Origin of the sequence: Domibacillus sp. (genome assembly GCF_031181085.1) — a bacterium.
GTDB lineage: Bacteria > Bacillota > Bacilli > Bacillales > Domibacillaceae > Domibacillus.
Genome location: NZ_JAPSLE010000006.1, coordinates 40332 through 61295, shown reverse-complemented (window position 1 = coordinate 61295; position 20964 = coordinate 40332). Strand labels below are relative to the sequence as shown.

Sequence of the window (20964 nt, the reverse complement as noted above, 5' to 3'; positions counted from 1 at the left end):
AGCTTATGAAAATAGATATTAACTGTGATATGGGAGAAAGCTTTGGTGCATACTCTATCGGCCATGATCAGGGCATCATGCCATACATTACATCGGCGAATATTGCCTGTGGATTTCATGCAGGCGATCCGGATGTGATGAAAAAAACGGTCCATTTAGCGATAGAGCATGGCGTAAAAATCGGCGCCCATCCAGGCTTTCAAGATTTAGCTGGTTTTGGACGCCGGAATATGGCGCTTTCGCCAGAAGAAGTATACTCACTTGTTGTATATCAAATTGGCGCCCTTCAGGCGTTCGTGCAAGTAAAAGGAGCCGCCCTGCATCATGTGAAGCCGCATGGTGCACTTTATAATATGGCAGCTTCAAATGAAGAGATGGCGTCTGCTATTGCGGCAGCCGTTAAAGATGTGGATATATCTCTTATTCTATACGGTCTGGCGGGAAGCAAACTGGTTGAAGCCGGCCAAAAAGCAGGACTGAAAACAGCTAGTGAAGTTTTTGCGGACCGTACTTATACCCGGGAAGGGATGCTGACGCCGCGGCGTTTGCCCCATGCAGTAATTGAGGACTCAGAGGAAGCGGTATCTCAGGTAATCCGTATGGCGAAAGAAAAGAAAGTACGGGCAGCAGACGGGACAGAGGTCGATATTCAAGCGGACACGGTCTGTATACATGGTGACGGACCACATGCGCTTTCTTTTGCCCGGCTGATCCGGACAAAGCTGCAGGACGAAGGCATTGAAGTGCGTTCAATTGCCAGGGAGGAATAAATATGTCAAAACAACAACAGCTTCAACAGCAGGAAAAGTCGAATTGGAGTATATTACTAGGCGCTGCCTTTTTGATGGCAACTTCTGCCATTGGACCGGGCTTCTTAACGCAGACAACGGTTTTTACTGAGCAGCTCGCCGCCAGCTTCGGTTTTGTTATTTTAGTTTCAATCTTGCTGGATATTGGCGCTCAGACGAATATTTGGAGAATTCTTGTTGTGGCGGAAAAGAGGGCGCAGGATATTGCAAACCTCGTTTTTCCGGGTCTTGGCTACGTGCTTGCTGTGCTTATTGTTTTGGGCGGCATTGCTTTTAATATCGGTAATATTGGGGGTGCCGGTCTTGGTGCCAATGTTATTTTCAGGATAGACCCGGTGATGGGTGCTATTATCAGTGCTGTAATTGCCGTCGCCATATTTCTTGTGAAAGAAGCCGGTCTATTAATGGATAAGTTTACACAACTAATGGGGTTTGTCATGATTGGCCTTACCCTGTTTGTTGTCTTTAAGGCAAGCCCTCCGGTCGGGGAAGCGGTAATCAGAACATTTGCCCCGGATACGATTGACCTGCTTGCGATCGTTACCCTTGTTGGCGGTACAGTGGGCGGCTATATTACATTTGCTGGGGGGCATCGTCTTTTAGATGCAGGAATAAAAGGAGTCGGTGCAGTTCCGCAGGTGACGAAGAGCTCAGTATCTGCTATCGGAATAGCTTCAATCATGCGTATTTTTCTTTTCCTTGCTGCACTCGGTGTTGTGGCGCAGGGCTTGCCGATTAATCCGGAAAACCCGCCAGCGTCTGTGTTCCAGCTGGCTGCAGGTGACATCGGATACCGTCTGTTTGGTGTGGTAATGTGGGCAGCTGCCATTACGTCTGTTGTCGGCGCAGCTTACACATCTGTTTCGTTTATCCGCACGTTCCACCCAACGATTGCAAAGTATGATAAGTCAATCATTGTCGCATTTATTTTGCTTTCCACTGTTATTTTCATAACCATTGGTAAACCGGTGAAAATGCTTATTTTAGCCGGGGCATTAAATGGTCTTATTCTGCCGGTCGCACTTACGGTTATGCTCATTGCAGCTTATAAAAAATCGATTGTTGGTGAATACCGTCACCCGATTTGGATGACAGCCGCAGGAGTAATTGTCATTGTGCTTATGGCTTTTATGGGCGGCTACACATTAATCAACCAGCTCCCAACATTATTCGAATAAAATACAGCAAAAAGTCAGCCGCGCAGAGCTGACTTTTTGCTGTTTCATCGTTATACTGAAATGAATGATTGCATGGATGAAAGAAGGTGGGGAAGTGGAAACAGACTGGCTGGAAACAGCAGCATTTTCCCGCGTCTTTGCGGATATTTTGTCGATAGCCAACGATTTAATCGGCGATGAAACGTTTTATATCAGCTTGATTGAAAGGGATCGTCTGAAGGTATTACAGACCCTTTCTAAAAGTGATATTTTTGTTCAAGCAGGGAAAACTGTCCGGCTCCAGGATACGTATTGCCAAATCCCTTATGCAGGCGGACAGCCGATGCTGATTAAGAATGCTAAGGAAGACGAGCGTATAAAGCGTCATGATTTTACGTACTCGCTGAATATTGGCTCGTACGCGGGTGTACCTATTTTTTGGGGGGACGGCAGCACATTCGGTGCTCTTTGCTCCATTCACACATCCTTAAATCGATACGACAATAAAACAGTTCAAATTCTGAAAAAGCTTGCTTCCTTCCTGTCTTATGCCATTAATACCGAGCGGCTGCTCATCCAGGACGGATTAACAGGCTTGTACAACCGGGTTTATTGGAAGCGGATCCTGACATCTGATTGGATCGAAAAAGAGACACATGCTCTTTTAATGATCGATCTGGATAAGTTTAAACAAGTAAATGACCGGTTTGGACATGAAGCGGGAGACCATGTTTTAATGGAGGTTGCTTCAGTTATCAAGCAAATCATTCCCGACGATGCCTATGGTTTTCGATTTGGCGGTGATGAATTTGGTGTGCTCTTTTTACACCGGTCAGCAGAGGAAGCATCTCTATTCGCCCAGGAAATAATCGATGAAAACAAGCGGAATCAAGAACTCCGTACATATGGCGTGTTTTTATCGGCCGGGATCGCTGACACAAAACGAGTACCGGTTCAGTTTTTAATGAAAGAAGCAGATGGACTGCTGTATCAATCAAAGCGAAGCGGCGGCTGCTGTGTATCTATCTGAGAAAGCACCTGAAAAGGGTGCTTTTTTGTTCTGCTATACAGTTCGCTTAACTGGCAGAAAAGAAAGTTAAGCAGGGATGTATGAGTTTATTCGTTCTTTTCCATGGCTGCGTACCAAAAAGGACTCATGGACCAAAAAAATACCAGTTTGCGTAAAAACAAAAAACGGGAATAAGAAAGGAAAACGAAAGCGGAGGGAGGGAGAAAAGATGACAGCAAAAGAAAGCATGCGATCAAAAGTACATGAAGCCAAACCGTGGATTCGGAGATTCGGGCGGCTGGGGCATATGGCAAAAGGAACGGTGTATGCGCTCGTTGGCCTCTTTGCCCTGATGGCAGCAGCAGGCGCCGGCGGAGGAACGACCGATACAAGCGGCGCCCTCATGACTGTAGCTGACGAACCATTTGGCCGGATACTGCTCTGGCTTATTGGCATTGGTCTGATTGGATATGTGATATGGGAACTTATCAAGTCGATAAAAGATGTCCAGCATGAAGGCACTGGAGCTAAAGGAACGGCAAAACGGATTGGTTACATGATCAGTGCGGTTATTTATGGCAGCCTGGCTCTCACTGCCATCCGGCTTGCTATCCATGCCGGCGGAGGAGGAAATTCGGAGAAGACCATTTCCGCAAAGCTTCTGGCCCAGCCGTTTGGGCAGTGGATCATTGGCTGTATTGGACTTATCATTATTGTGTACGGAGGTATAGAATTATACCGGGGCTATAAAGGAAAATTTATGCGATATTTTAAAACGAATGAAATGAATAAAAAAGAAATAGGCCTTGCTCGAAGAGCAGGAAAAGTTGGACTCCTTGCAAGAGGAATTGTGCTCGCGATGATCGGTTTTTTCTTTATTAAAACGGCTGTTACAGCCAATCCGAATGAAACAAAAGGCATTGACGGAGCGTTGGCAGAGCTTGCTTCGCAGCCGTACGGACAGTTTTTACTCGGCCTTGCCGCAGCAGGGCTTCTATTATATGGCATATATGAAATGATTCGCGGCCGTTACCAGCGCATGAATTTCGGCAGAGAATAAAGCATCCGGAATCGGGTGCTTTTTCTTTGAGAACGAATCTCAATATGCTACATTTGAACTAAACCAATTCGGAGGTGTACGATGCTTTTTATTGATAACAAAGGGATTACCGATCCGCGCATTAATTTAGCGATTGAAGAATATGCCGTTAAACACTTGAATATTGAAGAATCTTATCTGCTTTTTTACATTAACGAACCTTCTATCATTATCGGTAAAAACCAGAATACCATTGAAGAAATAAATGTAGATTATGTCGAGGAAAACGGTATTCACGTTGTGCGCCGTCTGTCCGGCGGCGGCGCGGTTTACCATGATCTTGGCAATTTAAATTTCAGCTTTATTACAAAAGATGATGGAGACAGCTTTCATAACTTCCGCAAGTTTACCGAGCCTGTTGTAGCAGCATTGAAAAAACTCGGCTTGAATGCAGAAATGAGCGGGCGCAATGATTTAACAGCCAACGGGTTTAAGATCTCAGGAAACGCCCAATTTGCCACAAAAGGGCGTATGTTTACACATGGGACGCTCCTGTTTGATACCAACATGAATGATGTCGTGGCTGCCCTTAAGGTGCGCAAGGACAAAATTGAATCTAAAGGCATTAAATCGATTCGCAGCCGTGTGGCAAATATATCTGACTTGATTGAGCAAAAAATGTCTATTACCCAGTTTAAACAATTTATTTTAACCCAAATTTTTAATGATGAAGAGCAAGTAAAAGAATATGTGCTGACGGAAGAAGACTGGAAAGCCATTCACCAGATTTCAGCCGAGCGCTACGGAAATTGGAATTGGAACTACGGCAAATCGCCGGCTTTTAATATCGAACGCTCTCATCGATTTCCGGTTGGGCTTATTGATGTGCGCCTCCATGTAAAAGGAGGAGACATTCAAACAGCACGCGTTTTCGGTGACTTTTTTGGTGCGGGGGATGTAGCTGAAGTGGAAAAGGCGCTCCTTGGAACAAAATATGAAAAGGGTGCTATTCGCCAGGCGCTTGAGCCGCTGGATATGAAGCATTACTTCGGAAATGTTACGACCGAGGATCTTGTTGACCTAATATATTGATAAAAACAGCGCCAGGCAAAAAGCCGGGCGCTGTTTGTGCTGTTAACGAGAAAAATAAGAGGCTAAGCCGTCTCGAATCCCGGCTGCTGCCTGCTGCTGGTAGGCAGCTGACACGATTGAAGATTCTTCAGCTGGATTTGTTAAATAACCAAGCTCAAGCAGGGCAGCGGGCCGCTGATTTTCACGAAGAACGAAATAATCGCCATACTGTGTCCCGCGGTTTGCATTCGGCAGCGTTCCATTTAGCCCTTCGTTTAAAGAGCGGGCAAGCTCTTGGTGCCCCGCATGATAGTAATAAGCTGTATGGCCGGCTGCCTGCTGGCTCTGTGCTCCGTCATAATGCAGGCTGATAAAAGCATCTGCCCCGTAGTCAGCTGTCCGGACTGGCAGCGGTACATATTGATCACCCGTCCGGGTTAATACAACGGTTGCTCCACTCGCAGCCAATGTATCACGCAGCTTCCAAGCTGTTTGAAGCGTCACATTTTTTTCAATGGTGCCGTATAAACCAGAGGTTCCGCCGTCCACTCCCCCATGGCCGGGATCCAGAACAATTACTTTGCCCTGTAAAGAAGAAGCAGAAGCAGAGGCATGGGTCCCTTGACCTTGTCCAGATACAATCCAGCTGGCTACATAAGCTTCATTTCCGCTTGCAAGGCGAATACGAATCCAATCTCCGCTTCGTCCTGTAACCGGGTAACGCTCACCGACAGATCCCTGAACAATGACAGAGGAAGATGTCGAAGGGCCGCTTCGCAGATTGGTCCCCTCCGTTTGAATGCGAACAAACTCTCCTGAAGAATCTGTTTTTTCGGCTGCTCTTCCGACAAACTGTCCGCTAACCCAAGCTTTTTGGCTTCCATAGGAGATCTGCACCCAGCCGTTTTGGGATGAAAGAATAGAGACGCGGTCTCCCATATGTACCTGTCCAAGAACAGAAGCCGAAAGAGAAGGGCTTTCACGTACATTTACACGGTCTCCTGTGATGGAGCCCGTTTGAGCGTGGGCTGATGCCGGCTGTCCTGCCAGTCCGACAAAGCCGAGTAAAAAAAGAAGTAAGATGCCGAGTCTTGCTTTTTCCATAATCCACCGCCTATTCATTCATTTCACTTCTATCGTATCATCTGGAAGAAAGCGTCACATCCGCAAAAATAATGATTCATTTTGTAAGAAAATTGGTCTGAATAAAAGAAAAATTTCCCTGTTCGAGCAGGATATTTTGAATAATTGGGTCGAATATGGCAAAGGAATTCACAACCTTTGACTGTTTTGGATGAATATGTTGTATTTTATTGTTTTAGTTCATTTAAAAAGTGGTACGGATAGTAAGTAATGAACTTTTAGCGAATGTATCAATAAGGGGGCTAGAGCATGGCGATTAACGAAAACAGCAAAAACAAACAACTGGATGAGTTCCGTGTAAGCGATCAAGGAGAAAAATTAACAACGAATCAGGGACTTCGCGTGTCAGAAGATGAACATTCGTTGAAAGCAGGGGACCGCGGGCCTACATTGATGGAAGATTTTCATTTTCGTGAAAAAATGACCCATTTTGACCATGAGCGCATTCCAGAGCGGGTTGTTCATGCACGCGGGTTTGCAGCGCATGGGTACTTTCAAGTATATGAGTCTATGAAAGAATATACAAAAGCCGGCTTTTTACAGGATCCATCGAAGAAAACACCGGTCTTTGTCCGTTATTCGACTGTAGCGGGCTCCCGTGGTTCGGGAGATACGGTTCGTGATGTGCGCGGCTTCTCAACGAAGTTTTATACGGAGGAAGGAAACTACGACCTTGTCGGTAATAACATCCCGGTCTTTTTTATCCAGGATGCGATCAAGTTTCCAGACTTAATTCACGCCGTCAAGCCGGAGCCTCACAATGAAATGCCTCAGGCAGCAAGTGCCCATGATACATTCTGGGATTTTATTGCTAACAACCAGGAATCAGCTCATATGGTCATGTGGCATTTGTCCGATCGTGCGATTCCGCGCAGCTACCGGATGATGGAAGGATTCGGTGTTCATACATTCCGTTTTGTGAACGAAGAAGGAAAAGCGCGGTTTGTAAAGTTTCATTGGAAGCCGGTTCTCGGTATTAAATCACTTGTATGGGACGAAGCGCAAAAAATTGCCGGTAAAGATCCGGATTTCCACCGCCGCGACCTATGGGAATCGATCGAAATGGGGGATTATCCAGAATTCGAGTTTGGCGTGCAGATGATTGACGAAGAAGACGAATTTAAATTTGATTTTGATGTGCTTGATCCAACTAAAATTTGGCCGGAAGAAGACGTGCCGGTAAAAATCATTGGAAAAATGACGCTTAACCGTAACGTCGATAATGTATTTGCCGAAACAGAACAAGCGGCTTTCCATCCGGGCCACGTTGTACCGGGAATTGATTTTACCAATGATCCGCTCCTGCAGGGACGGCTTTTCTCTTATACCGATACACAGCTTATCCGCCTGGGCGGGCCAAACTTCCATGAGCTGCCGATTAACCGCCCTGTCTGCCCGTTCTTTAATAACCAGCGTGATGGATACGGACGCCAGACGATTAACGTCGGGCAGGTGAGCTACCATAAAAACTCGCTGGCTCAAAATACGCCGTCACCGGCCAAGGAAGAAGAGGGCGGCTATGCTCATTACCAGGAAAAAGTAGAAGGCCGCAAAGTCGCCCGCCGCAGCGAAAGCTTCAAAGATCATTTTTCACAGGCAGCCCTGTTTTGGAACAGTATGACAGAGGTTGAAAAAAAACATATTATTGAAGCATTCAGCTTTGAACTGGGCAAAGTAAAAAGCAAAGATATTCGCCAGCAGGTTGTGAATATGTTTGCGAATGTCAATGCCGGCCTGGCGGCACAAGTAGCTGATGCCATTGGTGTGCAGGCACCATCCGATGTAGAGGAATCGTCCATTACCAAATCTTCGCCGGCACTAAGCCAGGAAGCAAACCCGGTTAAAGGGGTGGCGACTCGCAAAATTGCAATCCTAGCAGGCGAGGGCTTCTCGGGCAAAACGATGACCGATATTTACAAAGCCTTTGAAAAAGCCGGCACCCGTCCTGAAGTGGTGAGCACAAAGCAGGGAACAATCAAAGGCGATGACGGAGCGGAGCTTGAAGTAGACCATACTTTCCTGACAGCCGACTCGGTTTTATTTGATGCCGTTTACGCAGCAGGCGGACTGAGTGCCGATCCAAAAGCGAAAAAGCAGGCAAAAGCTTTTTTAACAGAAGCATATGAACACTTTAAAACCATAGGAGCGACAGATGACAGCGTGGATTTGGTCGCGGATCTGCCTGGTGATCCGGGCATAGTAGCGGAAGCATCGCCATCTGAGGGCTATGCAGACACCTTCCTCGCTGCTCTTGCTGAACATCGTCACTGGAACCGCTCTGTATAAAGAAAGAAATAAAAACTGCCGAATGGGATGTCGGCAGTTTTTTTTATGGTTTTAAAGGTGAATAAAAGCCTCGTCTTTCACTTAGTAGAAGCAGACAAAGCAGGAGGATGGGTTGCTATTTTACAAGGTCCTGGCTTGTTTGTGCGACAGCCAGATCGATTTTCGCCTGTTCTTCCAGGTTGTAAGGATGGTAATATCCTTTTTCCATCATATATTTGCTGATGCTTTCATGAGTTGAAACAGTGGCCATAAGCTGTTCACGCAGGGCCGAACGCAATTCAGGTGTTATGGCTTCCGTAAGCGCGAACGCTGCATTTCTCACACCGGATTTGGCAGAAATCAAAAAGTCCGTTGCAATCACCTGATCCGTCATGCCGCCCATGCCTGCTATGCTTTTAAATAAATCATTCACTTTGTCACGCCACCTCCCGGCAAAAGATGCTTCAGCTGTTGGAGATGCTGCTGGCCGGCTTGTGCGTCTGCTTCAAGCAACGTTTTTAATTCCGGGTCCTGTGCAAGTTTGCTCATCGTCGCTGATTTTGTCGTACAGAGGCTTTTAAAAACGACTAATTCATGCAGCTCCAGAGACTCATGTTGACCTAAATGGTTCCTCACAGTTATCACCTCTTCAGTTATTCATACATGCTTCTTATTTTGGCTTTTCATCTGTTCCTTATTCAAATATGCACGGATTGAACCCTCTGAATAAATGAAGAAAATGAAAGGGAAAATGAATGTTGTGACTAACTATAGGAGTGAGAAATATGTACCAAAAAAAACTGGCCTTTCATGAAACAATGGAGCTCCATGAAATGATTAACTTTAAAACGATCTGCATGCTCAAATCAAAACTAATGCAGGGTGCCTGCTTTGACAGTGATTTAAAAGCGATGCTGGAAAAAGACGCACAGCAGTCGATTCACCAAACGAACGAGTTGTTAGAGCTTTATAAGGGAGCCAGAACATTTTAATTTTTGGAGGTGGAAGATGTGAACGATTATTTAGATCCGATCAATTCAGTGGGAATGCCGGAACTTGCTGATTCTGCTATTGCGCTTGAATTTTTGACCTCTGTAAAAAATGGGGTAAGAAACTGTGCGTTGGCTATAACAGAAGCGGCTACGCCGGAAGTTCGTTCTGTGCTGATTAAGCATCTGGAACAAGGCATCGACCTGCATGGTGAAGTAACAGAATTAATGCTGCATAAAGGCTGGCTCTATCCGTATGACGTGGATAAACAAATGCAGCTGGACATTAAGTCCGCTGAAACGGCTGTCGACATTGCCCGGCTGCCGCTCTTCCCGACCAATACAAATCGAAAAGGGTTATTTCCAACCCCGCCTAAATAAATGCCATTATCGTGGAGGAGGTTTGAAAAATGAAAGCCGTCACATATCAAGGTGTGAAAAATGTGGTTGTAAAAGAAGTAGAAGCACCCAGCATTCAAAAACCGGACGATATTATCGTCAAGCCTACATTAACAGCTATTTGCGGGTCCGATTTGCATTTGATTCATGGCATGATTCCGAATCTTCAGCAGGATTATATTATCGGGCACGAACCGATGGGGATTGTAGAAGAAGTCGGTCCGGCTGTTACAAAAGTAAAAAAAGGAGACCGTGTCATTGTTCCGTTTAACATCAGCTGCGGAGAATGCTGGTTTTGTAAGCATGACCTGGAAAGTCAGTGTGATAATTCTAATGATAATGGCGAGATGGGCGCTTATTTTGGGTATAGCGGCACGACAGGGGGATATCCTGGCGGGCAGGCCGAATATATGCGTGTTCCGTATGGGAATTTTACACCGTTTAAAATTCCAGAAAACAGTGAGGTGGAGGATGAGAAGCTCGTCCTGCTGGCGGACGCCGCTGCAACGGCTTACTGGACCGTCGACAATTCCGGCTTAAAAGAGGGAGATACAGCGATTATTTTCGGCTGCGGTCCAGTTGGACTGCTTGCTCAAAAATTTGCCTGGTTAAAAGGGGCAAAACGTGTCATTGCGGTTGATTATGTGGGATATCGGCTTGAGCATGCGAAGAAAACAAATAAAGTAGAAATTGTGAACTTTGAAGACGAGCAAAACATTGGCAATCATCTGAAAGAAATAACAGGCGGCGGGGCAGAGGTAGTCATGGATTGTGTTGGAATGGATGCGAAAATGACACCAATCGAATTTCTTGCGGTCGGCATGAAGCTTCAGGGCGGTGCTTTAAGTGCTCTTGTGGCAGCCACTCAGGCAGTCCGCAAAGGCGGTACGATTCAAATAACAGGTGCATACGGTGGAATCTATAACGCTTTTCCGCTCGGTGACGTTTTTCAGCGCAATGTTAATATTCGGGGCGGCCAGGCTCCTGTTATTCACTACATGCCTTATTTATATAAGCTGATTGCGGAAGGAAAAGTGGATCCGGGTGATGTCGTGACGCACATTTTGCCGCTCGATCAAGCAAAAAAAGGCTATGAATTGTTTGATACCAAAACGGATGACTGTATAAAAGTAGTGTTAAAGCCATAAAAAAGCGGCTCTTTTAAAGAGCCGCTCAGGCTGCCCGCAAACGCCCGCTTTCGGCGTCACTTGCCAGCTGTGAATGCTCATGACCCCGAAAAGATCACTCCGCTTCCCAGCCGGCGGCGTTCCTAGAAAGACAGACGTTTTCAATTAGCCTGCTTTCTTACTTTACCTACACTCTCAGAGGCTCTTTTAAAGAGCCTCTTCTTTTTTGTATCCATCCACCACAAGATCTAATTTGCCCGTTGAAGGGTCAATAACAAGCCCATGTATAGGAATAGAATCCACCATCAATGGATGAGACTTAACCATTTTCACGCTGTGCTCGACACTTTCTTCTACGCTGTTAAAGCCGCTCAGCCATTTATCTACTTCAATTCCAGCGTTGCGAAGGGTATCTACTACTTCCTGCTGGATGCCCCGCTCCTTCATTGCATCAATAATGACATCGCTTGAGAGAGAGCCCATACCGCAGTCATGATGCCCTACGATCAATACTTCGTCCGCTTGAAGCTGGTACACAGCAACCAGCAGGCTTCGCATAATCGATCCAAACGGATGGTTAACGATCGCGCCGGCGTTACGAACGATTTTTACATCTCCATTTTTAAAATTCATAGCTTCAGTTACAAGTTCGACAAGACGTGTATCCATGCACGTTAAAATAACGACACGCTTATCCGGGAACTTTGTTGTCTCAAATTTTTCGTATTCTTTGTTTTCTACAAATGTTTCGTTAAACGTTAAAATGTCTGTTAATAGTGTCACTGTATTCTCTCCTTTCCATACTCCCTTATTATTGTGAAGGATTTCATAATTTTTTGTCAAATGATTTTTAAAGCGCTGGCTATACTTTTTCTTAAGCCTCCGACCGGAACAAAGCGTACCACACGGAATTGTTCCTTTCCTTTTAAAAAGAAAAGAACAGCTGGCACAGAAAAAACAGTAAACTGTCCGGCAATATCTGGGGCGATTCCCGTATTCGCGTAAACCGTTGTGACACGGGGGAACTCCTGCATAAGTGTTTGGACCTGAGGCAGCAGGGCATGACAAACCGAACAGCCGGGGCTTGAAACATAAAGCAGCACGGCTTCGCTAGATGAAAGAATATCTGAAAATTCCGTGTATGAGGTTACATGCTGCATTTGTACCACTCCTTTTTCTCATTGTAAACTGTCTCTGCTATAATAAAAAAGAATATGATTTATAAGGAGGCTCCGGCATGGCTGGACGAAAAGAAGAAGAACTAAAAGACATTACGCTGCTTGGCAATCAGGGAACAAACTATATATTTGACTATGACCCATCCGTTCTGGAGACATTTGACAATAAACATCAAAACCGTGATTACTTTGTAAAATTCAACTGCCCGGAATTCACGTCGCTTTGCCCAATGACGGGTCAGCCGGACTTTGCGACTATTTACATCAGTTACATTCCCGATGTGAAAATGGTCGAAAGTAAATCGTTGAAGCTGTACTTGTTCAGCTTCCGCAATCACGGTGATTTTCATGAGGACTGCATGAACATTATCATGAATGACCTTATTGAACTGATGGACCCACGCTACATTGAAGTATGGGGCAAATTCACGCCTCGTGGCGGGATTTCCATTGACCCGTACACGAACTACGGGAAGCCTGGCACGAAATATGAGAAAATGGCCGAGTACCGCATGATGAACCATGACCTGTATCCAGAAACGGTAGATAACCGGTAAGAGGCGCAGGGTATGAGCGTGGTCACACGAAATGTGACCATTTGTGACCACGAAAACAGCTTTTTTGTAAAGAATGTGACCAAATGTGTGACCACAAAAACAAAAAATATTGCAGGGTGTGACCACGATAGTCTGCTTAAGAAGAGGTGTCCTAATGGGGCATCTCTTTTTGTATATAAATTATTTACACTTATATGGCACTTCTTTTTACAGATAAGGTACGACAGATCACTTTAAAGCAAAAAGAGCCTTCTTACTCCAGTGTTAGGAATTAGGAAGGCTCTTGCACTACAGTGAAACAGTATTTTGGGCATAAAAAAACGCTCTTGACGTATTGTGTCGAAGAGAATAAGATAATATGAGATTGTTTTGAAATAAAAATAATTATAAATATATCTAAAAATATTCTAATCCATAAAAGATGGGGAGTCAACAGATTTTTATAAATTATTTACACTTATTATTAACGAGAAGGTGGACATGATGACACATGCAATTGATCTTTTTTGTGTGATGCGTAAAGAGACTATTGAGAAACTAGCTGAAAGGCTAGGGGTTACTTCTTGCCAACTAGAAAGCTGGAAGGCCGGTATAGAGGAAATCCCAACAAGACACTTTGATAATTTGAAAACAATATTTAGAATTCCTGATGAAAAGGAATATTTAATTGAGCGGACGAATGTTACTGTGCTTGATCAGGCTGAAATTTCATTAATCTGTTATAAGGATTATATTGAAAGCCTCCAACAAGAGAGAGTCAAAAATTCACAGGGAGCATCGGCGCTTTCACGTGCTTTTCGGCAGTGTGAAACAGCTATTAGTAGCATCGAAAAGCAGATTCGAATTTTGAAACAAAAGGAAAAGATGGAAAGTATATTCGATGAACGGATGTTTCGGCTAGCCTGCTTAAATGAAGAGGAATTTCGTAAAAGAGAGATCATTGTCGATCGGTTAATAGATAAATTGGATGACACTTTAAGTTTATGATTTATAACACTCTACTTTTGATCAGGAGGAACATATGACGGAACATACAGAACAGACAGTCTTTACGGAGAAAGAGGCCATTGAAATTACCATAGCTTGTGGTTATGATGGTTCGGAATTTGAAACAGCCAGGTGGAAAAAGAACGGCTCTCTAGACCCTTCAAATGGAACAATTTCAAGTTTAATTCGTAAACTTAAAACGATTTTCAATAGCGTGGAAGTAACAAATGGAAGAGGAAAGAAGCGCCGCTATATATTGATCGGTAAAAAAGCAGAAATGACGGAACGGCAGTTTAATTATGATGGGCGGCCTCCAACAGAGGAAGACAAATTGATGGAAGAATATATATTCAGTAGACTTTTGAATTTTAATTCACAGCAATTTACGATAACAAAGTGGATTAATTCAATTAAAATGTTTCCAGTTGAGTTGAATATGAATTATTTAAAGGAAGCACTCATTGATGAGTTGGGTGTTCTTCCGATAGCTTATCCAGTTCGGCAGATTGTGAGTGACTTCGTATATGAATTGAATATCCGTAATAAAGGCGTATTAGATGCTTCATTAAATCGACTTGAAAAAAAAGGTCGAATTGAAGTCGTTGAAAAATATTTTGCTAAGTTTACAGTAGCAGATGATCCGCAAGAGTTGAATAAAGAGGCTTATGATGATTTAAAAGAATCTGTCTCTAAATTTCTAGAAGGCTACAATGTAACCTACTATGCTTTTGCGAAGGCAAAATTCAGCGCAAGAAAAAATAGAAAAATGGCGGCCATCATTGAGGAAGTAGATAAGCATCTCATTGAGAACCACCTTGTGGAGTATTATTATAAAGAGTATGAAATTAAAGTTCTCAATAAGGATATAAAAAGGGAAGTAGAGAAGCAGAAGTTTGAGGCTGCATTTATTACTCGATTTATTAAATTGACAATAGAGAGACAACAAAGGGAGGATTATTTGAACTCAAAGTATTTCCAGAAGCGGTTTTATTTAATGAACACATTAATCCTCTTAAAAGCATTAAAAATTGATATTCCATGGGACATATTACAACAGGAAAAAGAGACTGTTATGGAAAGATGTATCCAAATTGATAACATGCTATTTGAAGAAAAGAGATCGGAAAGTGCATTTTAAAATTCCTAAACTAGCCGGTAAAAAAGCAGAAGCCTATATGCACTAATTTTGGGAAAGTGATCGGGCTATGAGCAGAAAGTATTCATAGTCCCTCACGTTCTGTATTTTCCTCACCCTTCGCACCCAATTTGCTTTGCAAGAGATGAAACCATAAATTCCCCAAACCTAATTCATTATATAATATATTTGAAATATATAATAACTTAGGTTTGGGGAATTTTATAATCATCCAAAACCCCTGTAAGAGACATTGCCTAAATCCGGTGCGCCGGATTTAGAAGTGAAATTTGATGGCGATGTTTTGTCTGTCCGGTGGCAGCCGGGCAGGCAATTTACAGCGCAACAAATTGTCAATTGAGCTCTGTGAAGCATAAGACCATTATTAAAATTAAATGAACATACATGGAGCGGTTCAGTAAAATGAGCCGCTTCTTTTTTATTCTTCAAGGGGGGGCAGGTTAAGGATGTGAGGTACGGTCTCACTGTAGGTTGAAGAGTACAGTCAGCTACACCTCACGGTGCTTAGTGAGATACAACAGTACATAACACATAGTATGAATGAGTTCCTTTCAAGAAAGACAAGCGGGACAGCTGTAAAATTTCGAATGAAGATCAGAATCGACCTTATATGATTATGAGACCTACGTTGTGATAAAGGCGGCAAATGTGAAAACAAAGGAAAAAGGGTTTCAGAAAGACCAGAAGCCATCAGAGAAGGCAATCTGGAGTATCTGAGAGCATGTTGAAGATAAGCGACTTCAAATAATAACAACAAGAGTAATCTACTTGGAAATTGCAGTTCATTATTGAAAACAATAAATATCGAAATTTATAGCTTCTTGGACAGGGAATTTGTCACGAAATAGCGAATTTGTTAATAACGAGAAATATATAATAGTGATGAAAAGAGGATTAAGATGAGAATGCGATTTTCAGAGAGATATGGATTCAAGCCAGTTAGAGAAGCATTTCAATCCGAAAGTATGGACACAGAACTGAAAAATGGCTTATGGAACACACTTCACACTCATTTTTGGTCTTATGGTAACAATGTATACGTTTTGTCAGGCAGAGAAAACTCCAGAGTTTATCCATTAGTGAGAAAGATATGGATGGACTATTTGAAATATTCATTAGATAAATTGCCTTCTGGGTGGAGAGATACACGTGTAATATTGAATCATTATTTTTTTAATACAGCAGAGTGGTATGAAGTGTATGATTTCATTGAATTTGTAGCCAGCGTTGAGGACTCTGAAAAATTTAGAGAAGACTGTAATCAAGTTTTAGAAAAAGAAATGTCCGCTTATAGATTCGTAGGCGAATTTATCGCTCCTATAATTGACGACATCGAAATCAACGAAATTGAAACTGCTATAGGTGAAAAAACTAGTTTTGCCGCCAGACATTTATCAAACGCACTGGATCTTCTTTCTGATCGAAGTACTCCTGATTATCGTAATTCTATAAAGGAATCGATTAGTGCCGTTGAATCCATTTGCAAACTTATTGTAGGCGATCCAAGTACGACTTTGGGACGGGCAATAAATAAACTTGAAACTGAAACGGGTATAGTTTTACATGATGACCTAAAAGAAGGATTGAAAAAGATTTATCACTATACAAGCGATTCAGCCGGTATTCGCCACGCTATTAAGGACGATTCCACTGTTGATTTTGAGGAAGCAAAATTCATGCTTGTGATGTGTTCCTCATTTGTAAATTATTTAATTGCAAAAGCGGATAAAGCAGGGATAGCATTTTCTTAATTCAACTCGAGAAGAAGAAAGCGAAAATTCGGATTGAGAGGGTTAAGGAACAGGGAAGAACGGGGATAAGTGACATTCTTATGGTGAAAAACGAAGGTAAAGCGACCGCCAAGAATGTCACGATAACATGGAAGAATCGCAAGGGCGAAGTAAATCCTTTATTTGATAGAGTTCCAATAACCATTGGTGGTGGAGATACTTCAAAAGTCGCAATAGGTATTCACAGCGGAACAGCGCCTCCGTGGGAGGTTGTAATTACTTGGGATGACGAAAATCAAACCAATAATGTCTATGAAATTCATATGAATTAAGAAAAAGGACTAGTTCTGTGATAAAGCCATTTTTAGAATCGTTATTGTGGACGGTTCTTTTTTTATGCTGACTATCTGAGTAAACTCAAAAATCAATTGGAAGTGTCAAAAGGATAAGAGACGGATTTTACTCAATCACATATTAGAACTTCAGCGTGTAAAGTAATCACGTTTCTCCTATTATCAAAAAAAGGATAAGCATCGGTCGCCAATCGGGCAGGCTATGCAATCCAAGCGAAAATCTTCGGAGATCTAAAAAGTGCATCCCCAGCTTCTCGAACCATCATGTATTAAATCATCATTTGGTAGGATGTTTCAAAAATTCAAAGAATTCCTTGGGAAAATAAAAACGAGATGCCTGTTGGAAGTATTTGTATCCAAAGAGAGTTGGAAGCCTTTAGAAGGCAATCTGAAGTCTCTGAGAGCATATTAGAAGAGGAGGGGAATATGTCAAGCATTGATGAATCAATGTTTCAGATGGTGCTTTTTTGAAAGTGAAAACCCTCTTTCTACTCGGCTATTTTAAAAGGTAAATGAAAAGAACAAATACTCCTCCTGTTCAGCTTTGTTAAAACCCGATAGTCCTTTGCCAAAACCCCGCTGAATTCCTTAAAATCTAATGCTTTGTCGTTTGAAAAACGATAGGACACGATAGCGGATAAAAATATATGAAGACCAAGAAGAAGAGGCTTTTTTTTGTTTTTGATCTGCTTGAGGAGTGGACTTGCGATGTTCGAAACGATAGGTAGGATAACAAATAAAAGAAATGACAGATGTGGCTAGTATTTCAATTCTGTTATCATTGACGGTCATTAATTGCACTTCCTTTCTTAATTTTGCACAAAAAAAGAAGCGTCAATGAATGACACTCCTTAGCGGATATTTTCTATTTGTTTTTCATTCCTATTTACGATCACTCCACAAAGTCTGTACCAGTGGTTTGCATACTCAAATGCTTTCTTATACCGTTCGTCCTCTTTCTTTACTTCTACTAGCTCATTCATGAAAGTAACCTTATGAACTGGATCGTTTAAGCTGTCAATAACCAGCTCCAGAGAAAGCTCCTTCACTTTTGTTTGAGAGGAGCGGTTTGCGCCAGAAGCTCCAATAACTGCGCCGAAACCTCCACCGACTAGTCCACCGACTAAAGCTCCTGCAGCCATTCCTCCCTTGGAAGCAGAAGTGACCACTGAGCCATTTTCAGCAAGCTTTACTTCTAATAAATCAGAGAAGGGGATCTGCCTTGAAGAGAAGGGGGAGCGCTCATCTTTTCTATTTAAAACGATAAGTGTTTCCTTTTCTTCATCAACAGCAATGACACTAAGATTTTTGTTATCTATGAAGCTTTGGGTTGGATTAATATGTTCTTTTTCAAGAAGTTCTTTTGCTTGTCTTTTGGAAGAAATGCGAGTTTCCCGTTTCTCCTCTCCGTGTGAGTAACAAAGGATCATACCAATAAAAATTGGAATGAAGAGCAGGATGGGCATTTTAAGGAGCAAAGGGATGATACAGCCTGGAATCAAGGCCAAAGTTAAATATGTATTGATTTTCTTTCTATTCATGTGCAAGTCTCCTGTGCGATTTTCCCTTTATTATAAGGTCATATTTCTCGAATTGGTATATTTTTCTTAAGAGTTAGACTGAAAACAAGATGAATTTTGTTCAATCATGTATTAGAGATTTGTCATGCAGAGTGGACAGGTTGCTTGATTGCTTCAAAAAAAGAATGGGCAAATAATCTATAGAGTGCGCCAACCAAGAAAGCCACTAAGCTCTCAGACATGTCACTAGAGGCCTCAGTAGACTGTTCACAGCTTTTTTAGAAACCTTTGGTTTTGTATTGCCCGTTAAATTGGAATACTGAAAAAGTTCAAGTGATTTCTTTAAAAATGAAGAGTGAATCGATTCTATGTGATATAAAGCAGTGGAGTTGAGAATAGGGCAGTCAACTCCAAGAAAAGGACAGAGAGGGGAAGGGTTTTTATTTGGGAAAAATTAGAATTTATTGAAAAACAATCTGAGATACAATGCAGTTAGGTGCGTTCCTTGTAGGATGCCGATAAAACACAAGTAAAAAACATTGTCCGGTACTGACCCTGTCATCGTTGCTGTGTTGGAAGTGGGGATAAAGCGTACCACCTTCTACAAACTGGTAAAAGAGATAGAAGAACAAGAAGAAACAAAAGAGCGACTCCATTGAGAGCGCTCTTTCTCCCTGATCTATTCTTTTATTTCTAGATCGGTTTCTTCAACCTGATTTGTTTTCATATCCATTATTTCTAGGTCATTTATTTCAACCTCTGTTGTTTCAATAGAATATTGATAGGATTCAACTGCCTCGATCACCTTTTCAAATGCCTGTGCTATCCCCATATCTCCTATAGCCGCATTCCCGAATGCCCATGCCACTAAAAAAGCACGGAGAGTTTCCATAAACGGTTTTACGATTTTTCTCCATACCGTTTCTTGCTCAACGTCACCTTTTTCAGCAATCACATTCTCTGTGATGTTTACATAAATTTGAATCTTAACGGCAGCATCAAAAAAAGCAGGATGTTTTATTTCTCTCTCTTGCTCTATTCCCTCTTCTTCTACACCTGAAAGTTGTTCCTCCACCACTTTTTCAACCTTTTCATAAGAAGCATCATCAATCGAATCAAAAACGTTTTGGTATAAAGAGATATGAGGGATTGATAATTTATTTATCAAAGCCATATTTTCATCAAACATCTTCTTAAACGAAACAGTCGCATCAATAAATTTAAAATGCGTCTTAAAATCTAAAGCAACTGGACTATAAATAAACGAACTTACTGCCCTATCAACCGTTTCACGATTTTTAATGATTCCATTATCGTAAAATTGTTCCGCAATGGAAATAACCCTCTGATTCATTTCATAAAACGTTCTAAAAATATTCGCTCCGTCTTGATACTGTTTCAATGCCTCAGACGCTTCTATCAATTGTGACATTTGTTTTTTAAATTTCCTGGCCATTTCAAGCTGATCGTCGCTCAGTTCTCTTGTTGTCCCTTTCATTTCAGCAATCATTTTATTGATGCGTTGTGTCTCATCATTCATACAATTCCCTCGCTTCCTATTTCTCTCAATTCTACAACATAAATTTATTTCGAACAGGAAAATTATCATAATAACGGCTGTTTTGTTCTGCCATGACAAAATAACAGTTTCAGAACACTCTCCGCAGCTGTTTTTTGTCATGGCAGGACAATCTTCATAGCTAACATCACACAAAGTGTGTTACCATGAGCGTATAATAGATGTCTCATTTTGTGAGACGCTACGGTGTTTTAGTGTCCACAATGGACACAACGAAAAAAAGAACGCAGAGAGTGCGCCAACACTCCTGCGTTCAAAGAAAGAACAAGCAAGCCCAAATCAAATGAATTTTAGCAGAATGGTCAATGCTATTGTCATAACACCGAATATGACAGTAAATACCAATCCCAAAAGAGCACATACTGCGATCACAGTATCGTTGTTCATTGGACTGCACCCCCTATGACACTATCCAATTGGGTAGTGTTTTTGTCTTTCTATACATAATATTGATGCATATCCTCTGAAATGGAAAGGCGAACAGCTTTTTTTTTTTAAAATTTCTAATTGTTTAATTTTCAAAACTCTGTTGAAGGCGATAATTTTTTCATGATGCACCAACAGAAGAACATTGCCAGCAACATATTAAGAAACATACCAATTCCAACAGACACGCCGATGATAAGGTTTGTTTTTTCTATTTATTTCTCTTCAAAGCAGTCAAGTTGTTATAGTGAATGCCTTTACAATCAATTCTGATCCTTCTGAGCAATGGGGTAACACAGCGTGAGAAAATAAACATATACAATGAAAGATGAATTTCATTCAGAATGTTCACGCTGTATCATCCAATTCGAAACAACAAATAGAAAAAGGCACGGGTATCCATGAAATCGCCAATGGGGCAGGCAAGCAAGCCCAAAGCATATTTCCATAGAATTTAGAAAGCGGTTTGC

At 42.2% G+C, this 20964-nt stretch carries 21 protein-coding genes; 14 read left to right on the top strand and 7 right to left on the bottom strand.

Annotated elements, in window-relative coordinates; all coding sequences use genetic code 11:
• Window positions 1-5 precede the first annotated feature (5 nt).
• The 5 genes from RIN81_RS10580 (at window position 6) to lplA (ending at window position 5106) form a co-directional block, all read left to right on the top strand.
• Window positions 6-770, top strand: coding sequence for a LamB/YcsF family protein (locus tag RIN81_RS10580; protein WP_309089960.1), 765 nt, complete (start codon window positions 6-8; stop codon window positions 768-770).
• 2 nt (window positions 771-772) lie between these two features.
• Window positions 773-1987 (top strand): NRAMP family divalent metal transporter, encoded by a 1215-nt coding sequence (locus tag RIN81_RS10575; protein ID WP_309089958.1) that lies wholly within the window; start codon window positions 773-775, stop codon window positions 1985-1987.
• A gap of 94 nt (window positions 1988-2081) precedes the next feature.
• Window positions 2082-2996, top strand: a complete 915-nt coding sequence (locus RIN81_RS10570) for a sensor domain-containing diguanylate cyclase (RefSeq protein ID WP_309089956.1) — start codon at window positions 2082-2084, stop codon at window positions 2994-2996.
• A 208-nt stretch (window positions 2997-3204) separates the two neighbouring features.
• On the top strand, window positions 3205-4035 hold the full coding sequence (locus RIN81_RS10565) for a DUF1206 domain-containing protein (RefSeq protein ID WP_309089954.1): 831 nt from the start codon (window positions 3205-3207) through the stop codon (window positions 4033-4035).
• An 81-nt stretch (window positions 4036-4116) separates the two neighbouring features.
• On the top strand, window positions 4117-5106 hold the full coding sequence (gene lplA, locus RIN81_RS10560) for a lipoate--protein ligase (RefSeq protein WP_309089952.1): 990 nt from the start codon (window positions 4117-4119) through the stop codon (window positions 5104-5106).
• A 42-nt stretch (window positions 5107-5148) separates the two neighbouring features.
• On the opposite strand, the gene RIN81_RS10555 is transcribed toward lplA, so the two are convergent.
• Complete coding sequence (locus RIN81_RS10555; RefSeq protein WP_309089950.1) at window positions 5149-6189, bottom strand: N-acetylmuramoyl-L-alanine amidase family protein; 1041 nt, start codon at window positions 6187-6189, stop codon at window positions 5149-5151.
• Between the two features lie 288 nt (window positions 6190-6477).
• Between RIN81_RS10555 and RIN81_RS10550 the strand changes: the two genes are divergently transcribed.
• Window positions 6478-8514, top strand: coding sequence for a catalase (locus RIN81_RS10550; RefSeq protein ID WP_309089948.1), 2037 nt, complete (start codon window positions 6478-6480; stop codon window positions 8512-8514).
• Between the two features lie 115 nt (window positions 8515-8629).
• Here the strand turns inward: RIN81_RS10550 and RIN81_RS10545 are convergent, their stop codons facing one another.
• Both RIN81_RS10545 and RIN81_RS10540 read right to left on the bottom strand, forming a co-directional pair.
• Window positions 8630-8926, bottom strand: coding sequence for a spore coat protein (locus RIN81_RS10545; RefSeq protein WP_309089946.1), 297 nt, complete (start codon window positions 8924-8926; stop codon window positions 8630-8632).
• Entirely contained in the window at window positions 8923-9129 is a 207-nt protein-coding gene (locus tag RIN81_RS10540) for a hypothetical protein (protein WP_309089944.1), read from the bottom strand. The genes RIN81_RS10545 and RIN81_RS10540 overlap by 4 nt, the downstream gene beginning before the upstream one ends.
• A 149-nt stretch (window positions 9130-9278) precedes the next feature.
• Between RIN81_RS10540 and RIN81_RS10535 the strand changes: the two genes are divergently transcribed.
• Genes RIN81_RS10535 through RIN81_RS10525 form a run of 3 tightly spaced genes read left to right on the top strand, consistent with a single transcriptional unit; the run spans window position 9279 to window position 11029 of the window.
• On the top strand, window positions 9279-9485 hold the full coding sequence (locus tag RIN81_RS10535) for a spore coat protein (protein WP_309089942.1): 207 nt from the start codon (window positions 9279-9281) through the stop codon (window positions 9483-9485).
• A gap of 18 nt (window positions 9486-9503) precedes the next feature.
• Window positions 9504-9863, top strand: coding sequence for a spore coat protein (locus tag RIN81_RS10530; protein WP_242233822.1), 360 nt, complete (start codon window positions 9504-9506; stop codon window positions 9861-9863).
• Between the two features lie 29 nt (window positions 9864-9892).
• Window positions 9893-11029 (top strand): zinc-dependent alcohol dehydrogenase, encoded by a 1137-nt coding sequence (locus RIN81_RS10525; RefSeq protein ID WP_309089940.1) that lies wholly within the window; start codon window positions 9893-9895, stop codon window positions 11027-11029.
• 186 nt (window positions 11030-11215) lie between these two features.
• On the opposite strand, the gene RIN81_RS10520 is transcribed toward RIN81_RS10525, so the two are convergent.
• Together RIN81_RS10520 and RIN81_RS10515 are read right to left on the bottom strand one after the other, a co-directional pair.
• Entirely contained in the window at window positions 11216-11791 is a 576-nt protein-coding gene (locus RIN81_RS10520) for a beta-class carbonic anhydrase (protein WP_309089938.1), read from the bottom strand.
• 56 nt (window positions 11792-11847) lie between these two features.
• Window positions 11848-12168, bottom strand: a complete 321-nt coding sequence (locus RIN81_RS10515; RefSeq protein ID WP_309089936.1) for a thioredoxin family protein — start codon at window positions 12166-12168, stop codon at window positions 11848-11850.
• 77 nt (window positions 12169-12245) lie between these two features.
• Between RIN81_RS10515 and queF the strand changes: the two genes are divergently transcribed.
• The 5 genes from queF (at window position 12246) to RIN81_RS10490 (ending at window position 16948) form a co-directional block, all read left to right on the top strand.
• Entirely contained in the window at window positions 12246-12743 is a 498-nt protein-coding gene (gene queF / locus RIN81_RS10510) for a preQ(1) synthase (protein WP_242233818.1), read from the top strand.
• Between the two features lie 483 nt (window positions 12744-13226).
• Complete coding sequence (locus RIN81_RS10505; protein WP_309089934.1) at window positions 13227-13730, top strand: hypothetical protein; 504 nt, start codon at window positions 13227-13229, stop codon at window positions 13728-13730.
• 34 nt (window positions 13731-13764) lie between these two features.
• Complete coding sequence (locus RIN81_RS10500) at window positions 13765-14868, top strand: hypothetical protein (RefSeq protein WP_309089932.1); 1104 nt, start codon at window positions 13765-13767, stop codon at window positions 14866-14868.
• A 917-nt stretch (window positions 14869-15785) separates the two neighbouring features.
• On the top strand, window positions 15786-16637 hold the full coding sequence (locus RIN81_RS10495) for an AbiJ-NTD4 domain-containing protein (RefSeq protein WP_309089930.1): 852 nt from the start codon (window positions 15786-15788) through the stop codon (window positions 16635-16637).
• A gap of 80 nt (window positions 16638-16717) precedes the next feature.
• On the top strand, window positions 16718-16948 hold the full coding sequence (locus RIN81_RS10490) for a hypothetical protein (RefSeq protein ID WP_309089928.1): 231 nt from the start codon (window positions 16718-16720) through the stop codon (window positions 16946-16948).
• An 872-nt stretch (window positions 16949-17820) separates the two neighbouring features.
• Here the strand turns inward: RIN81_RS10490 and RIN81_RS10485 are convergent.
• Window positions 17821-18510 (bottom strand): hypothetical protein, encoded by a 690-nt coding sequence (locus RIN81_RS10485; RefSeq protein WP_309089926.1) that lies wholly within the window; start codon window positions 18508-18510, stop codon window positions 17821-17823.
• A gap of 658 nt (window positions 18511-19168) precedes the next feature.
• Window positions 19169-20029: a hypothetical protein gene (locus RIN81_RS10480; protein ID WP_309089924.1), complete on the bottom strand. Its 861-nt coding sequence runs from the start codon at window positions 20027-20029 to the stop codon at window positions 19169-19171.
• Between the last annotated feature and the right edge of the window lie 935 nt (window positions 20030-20964).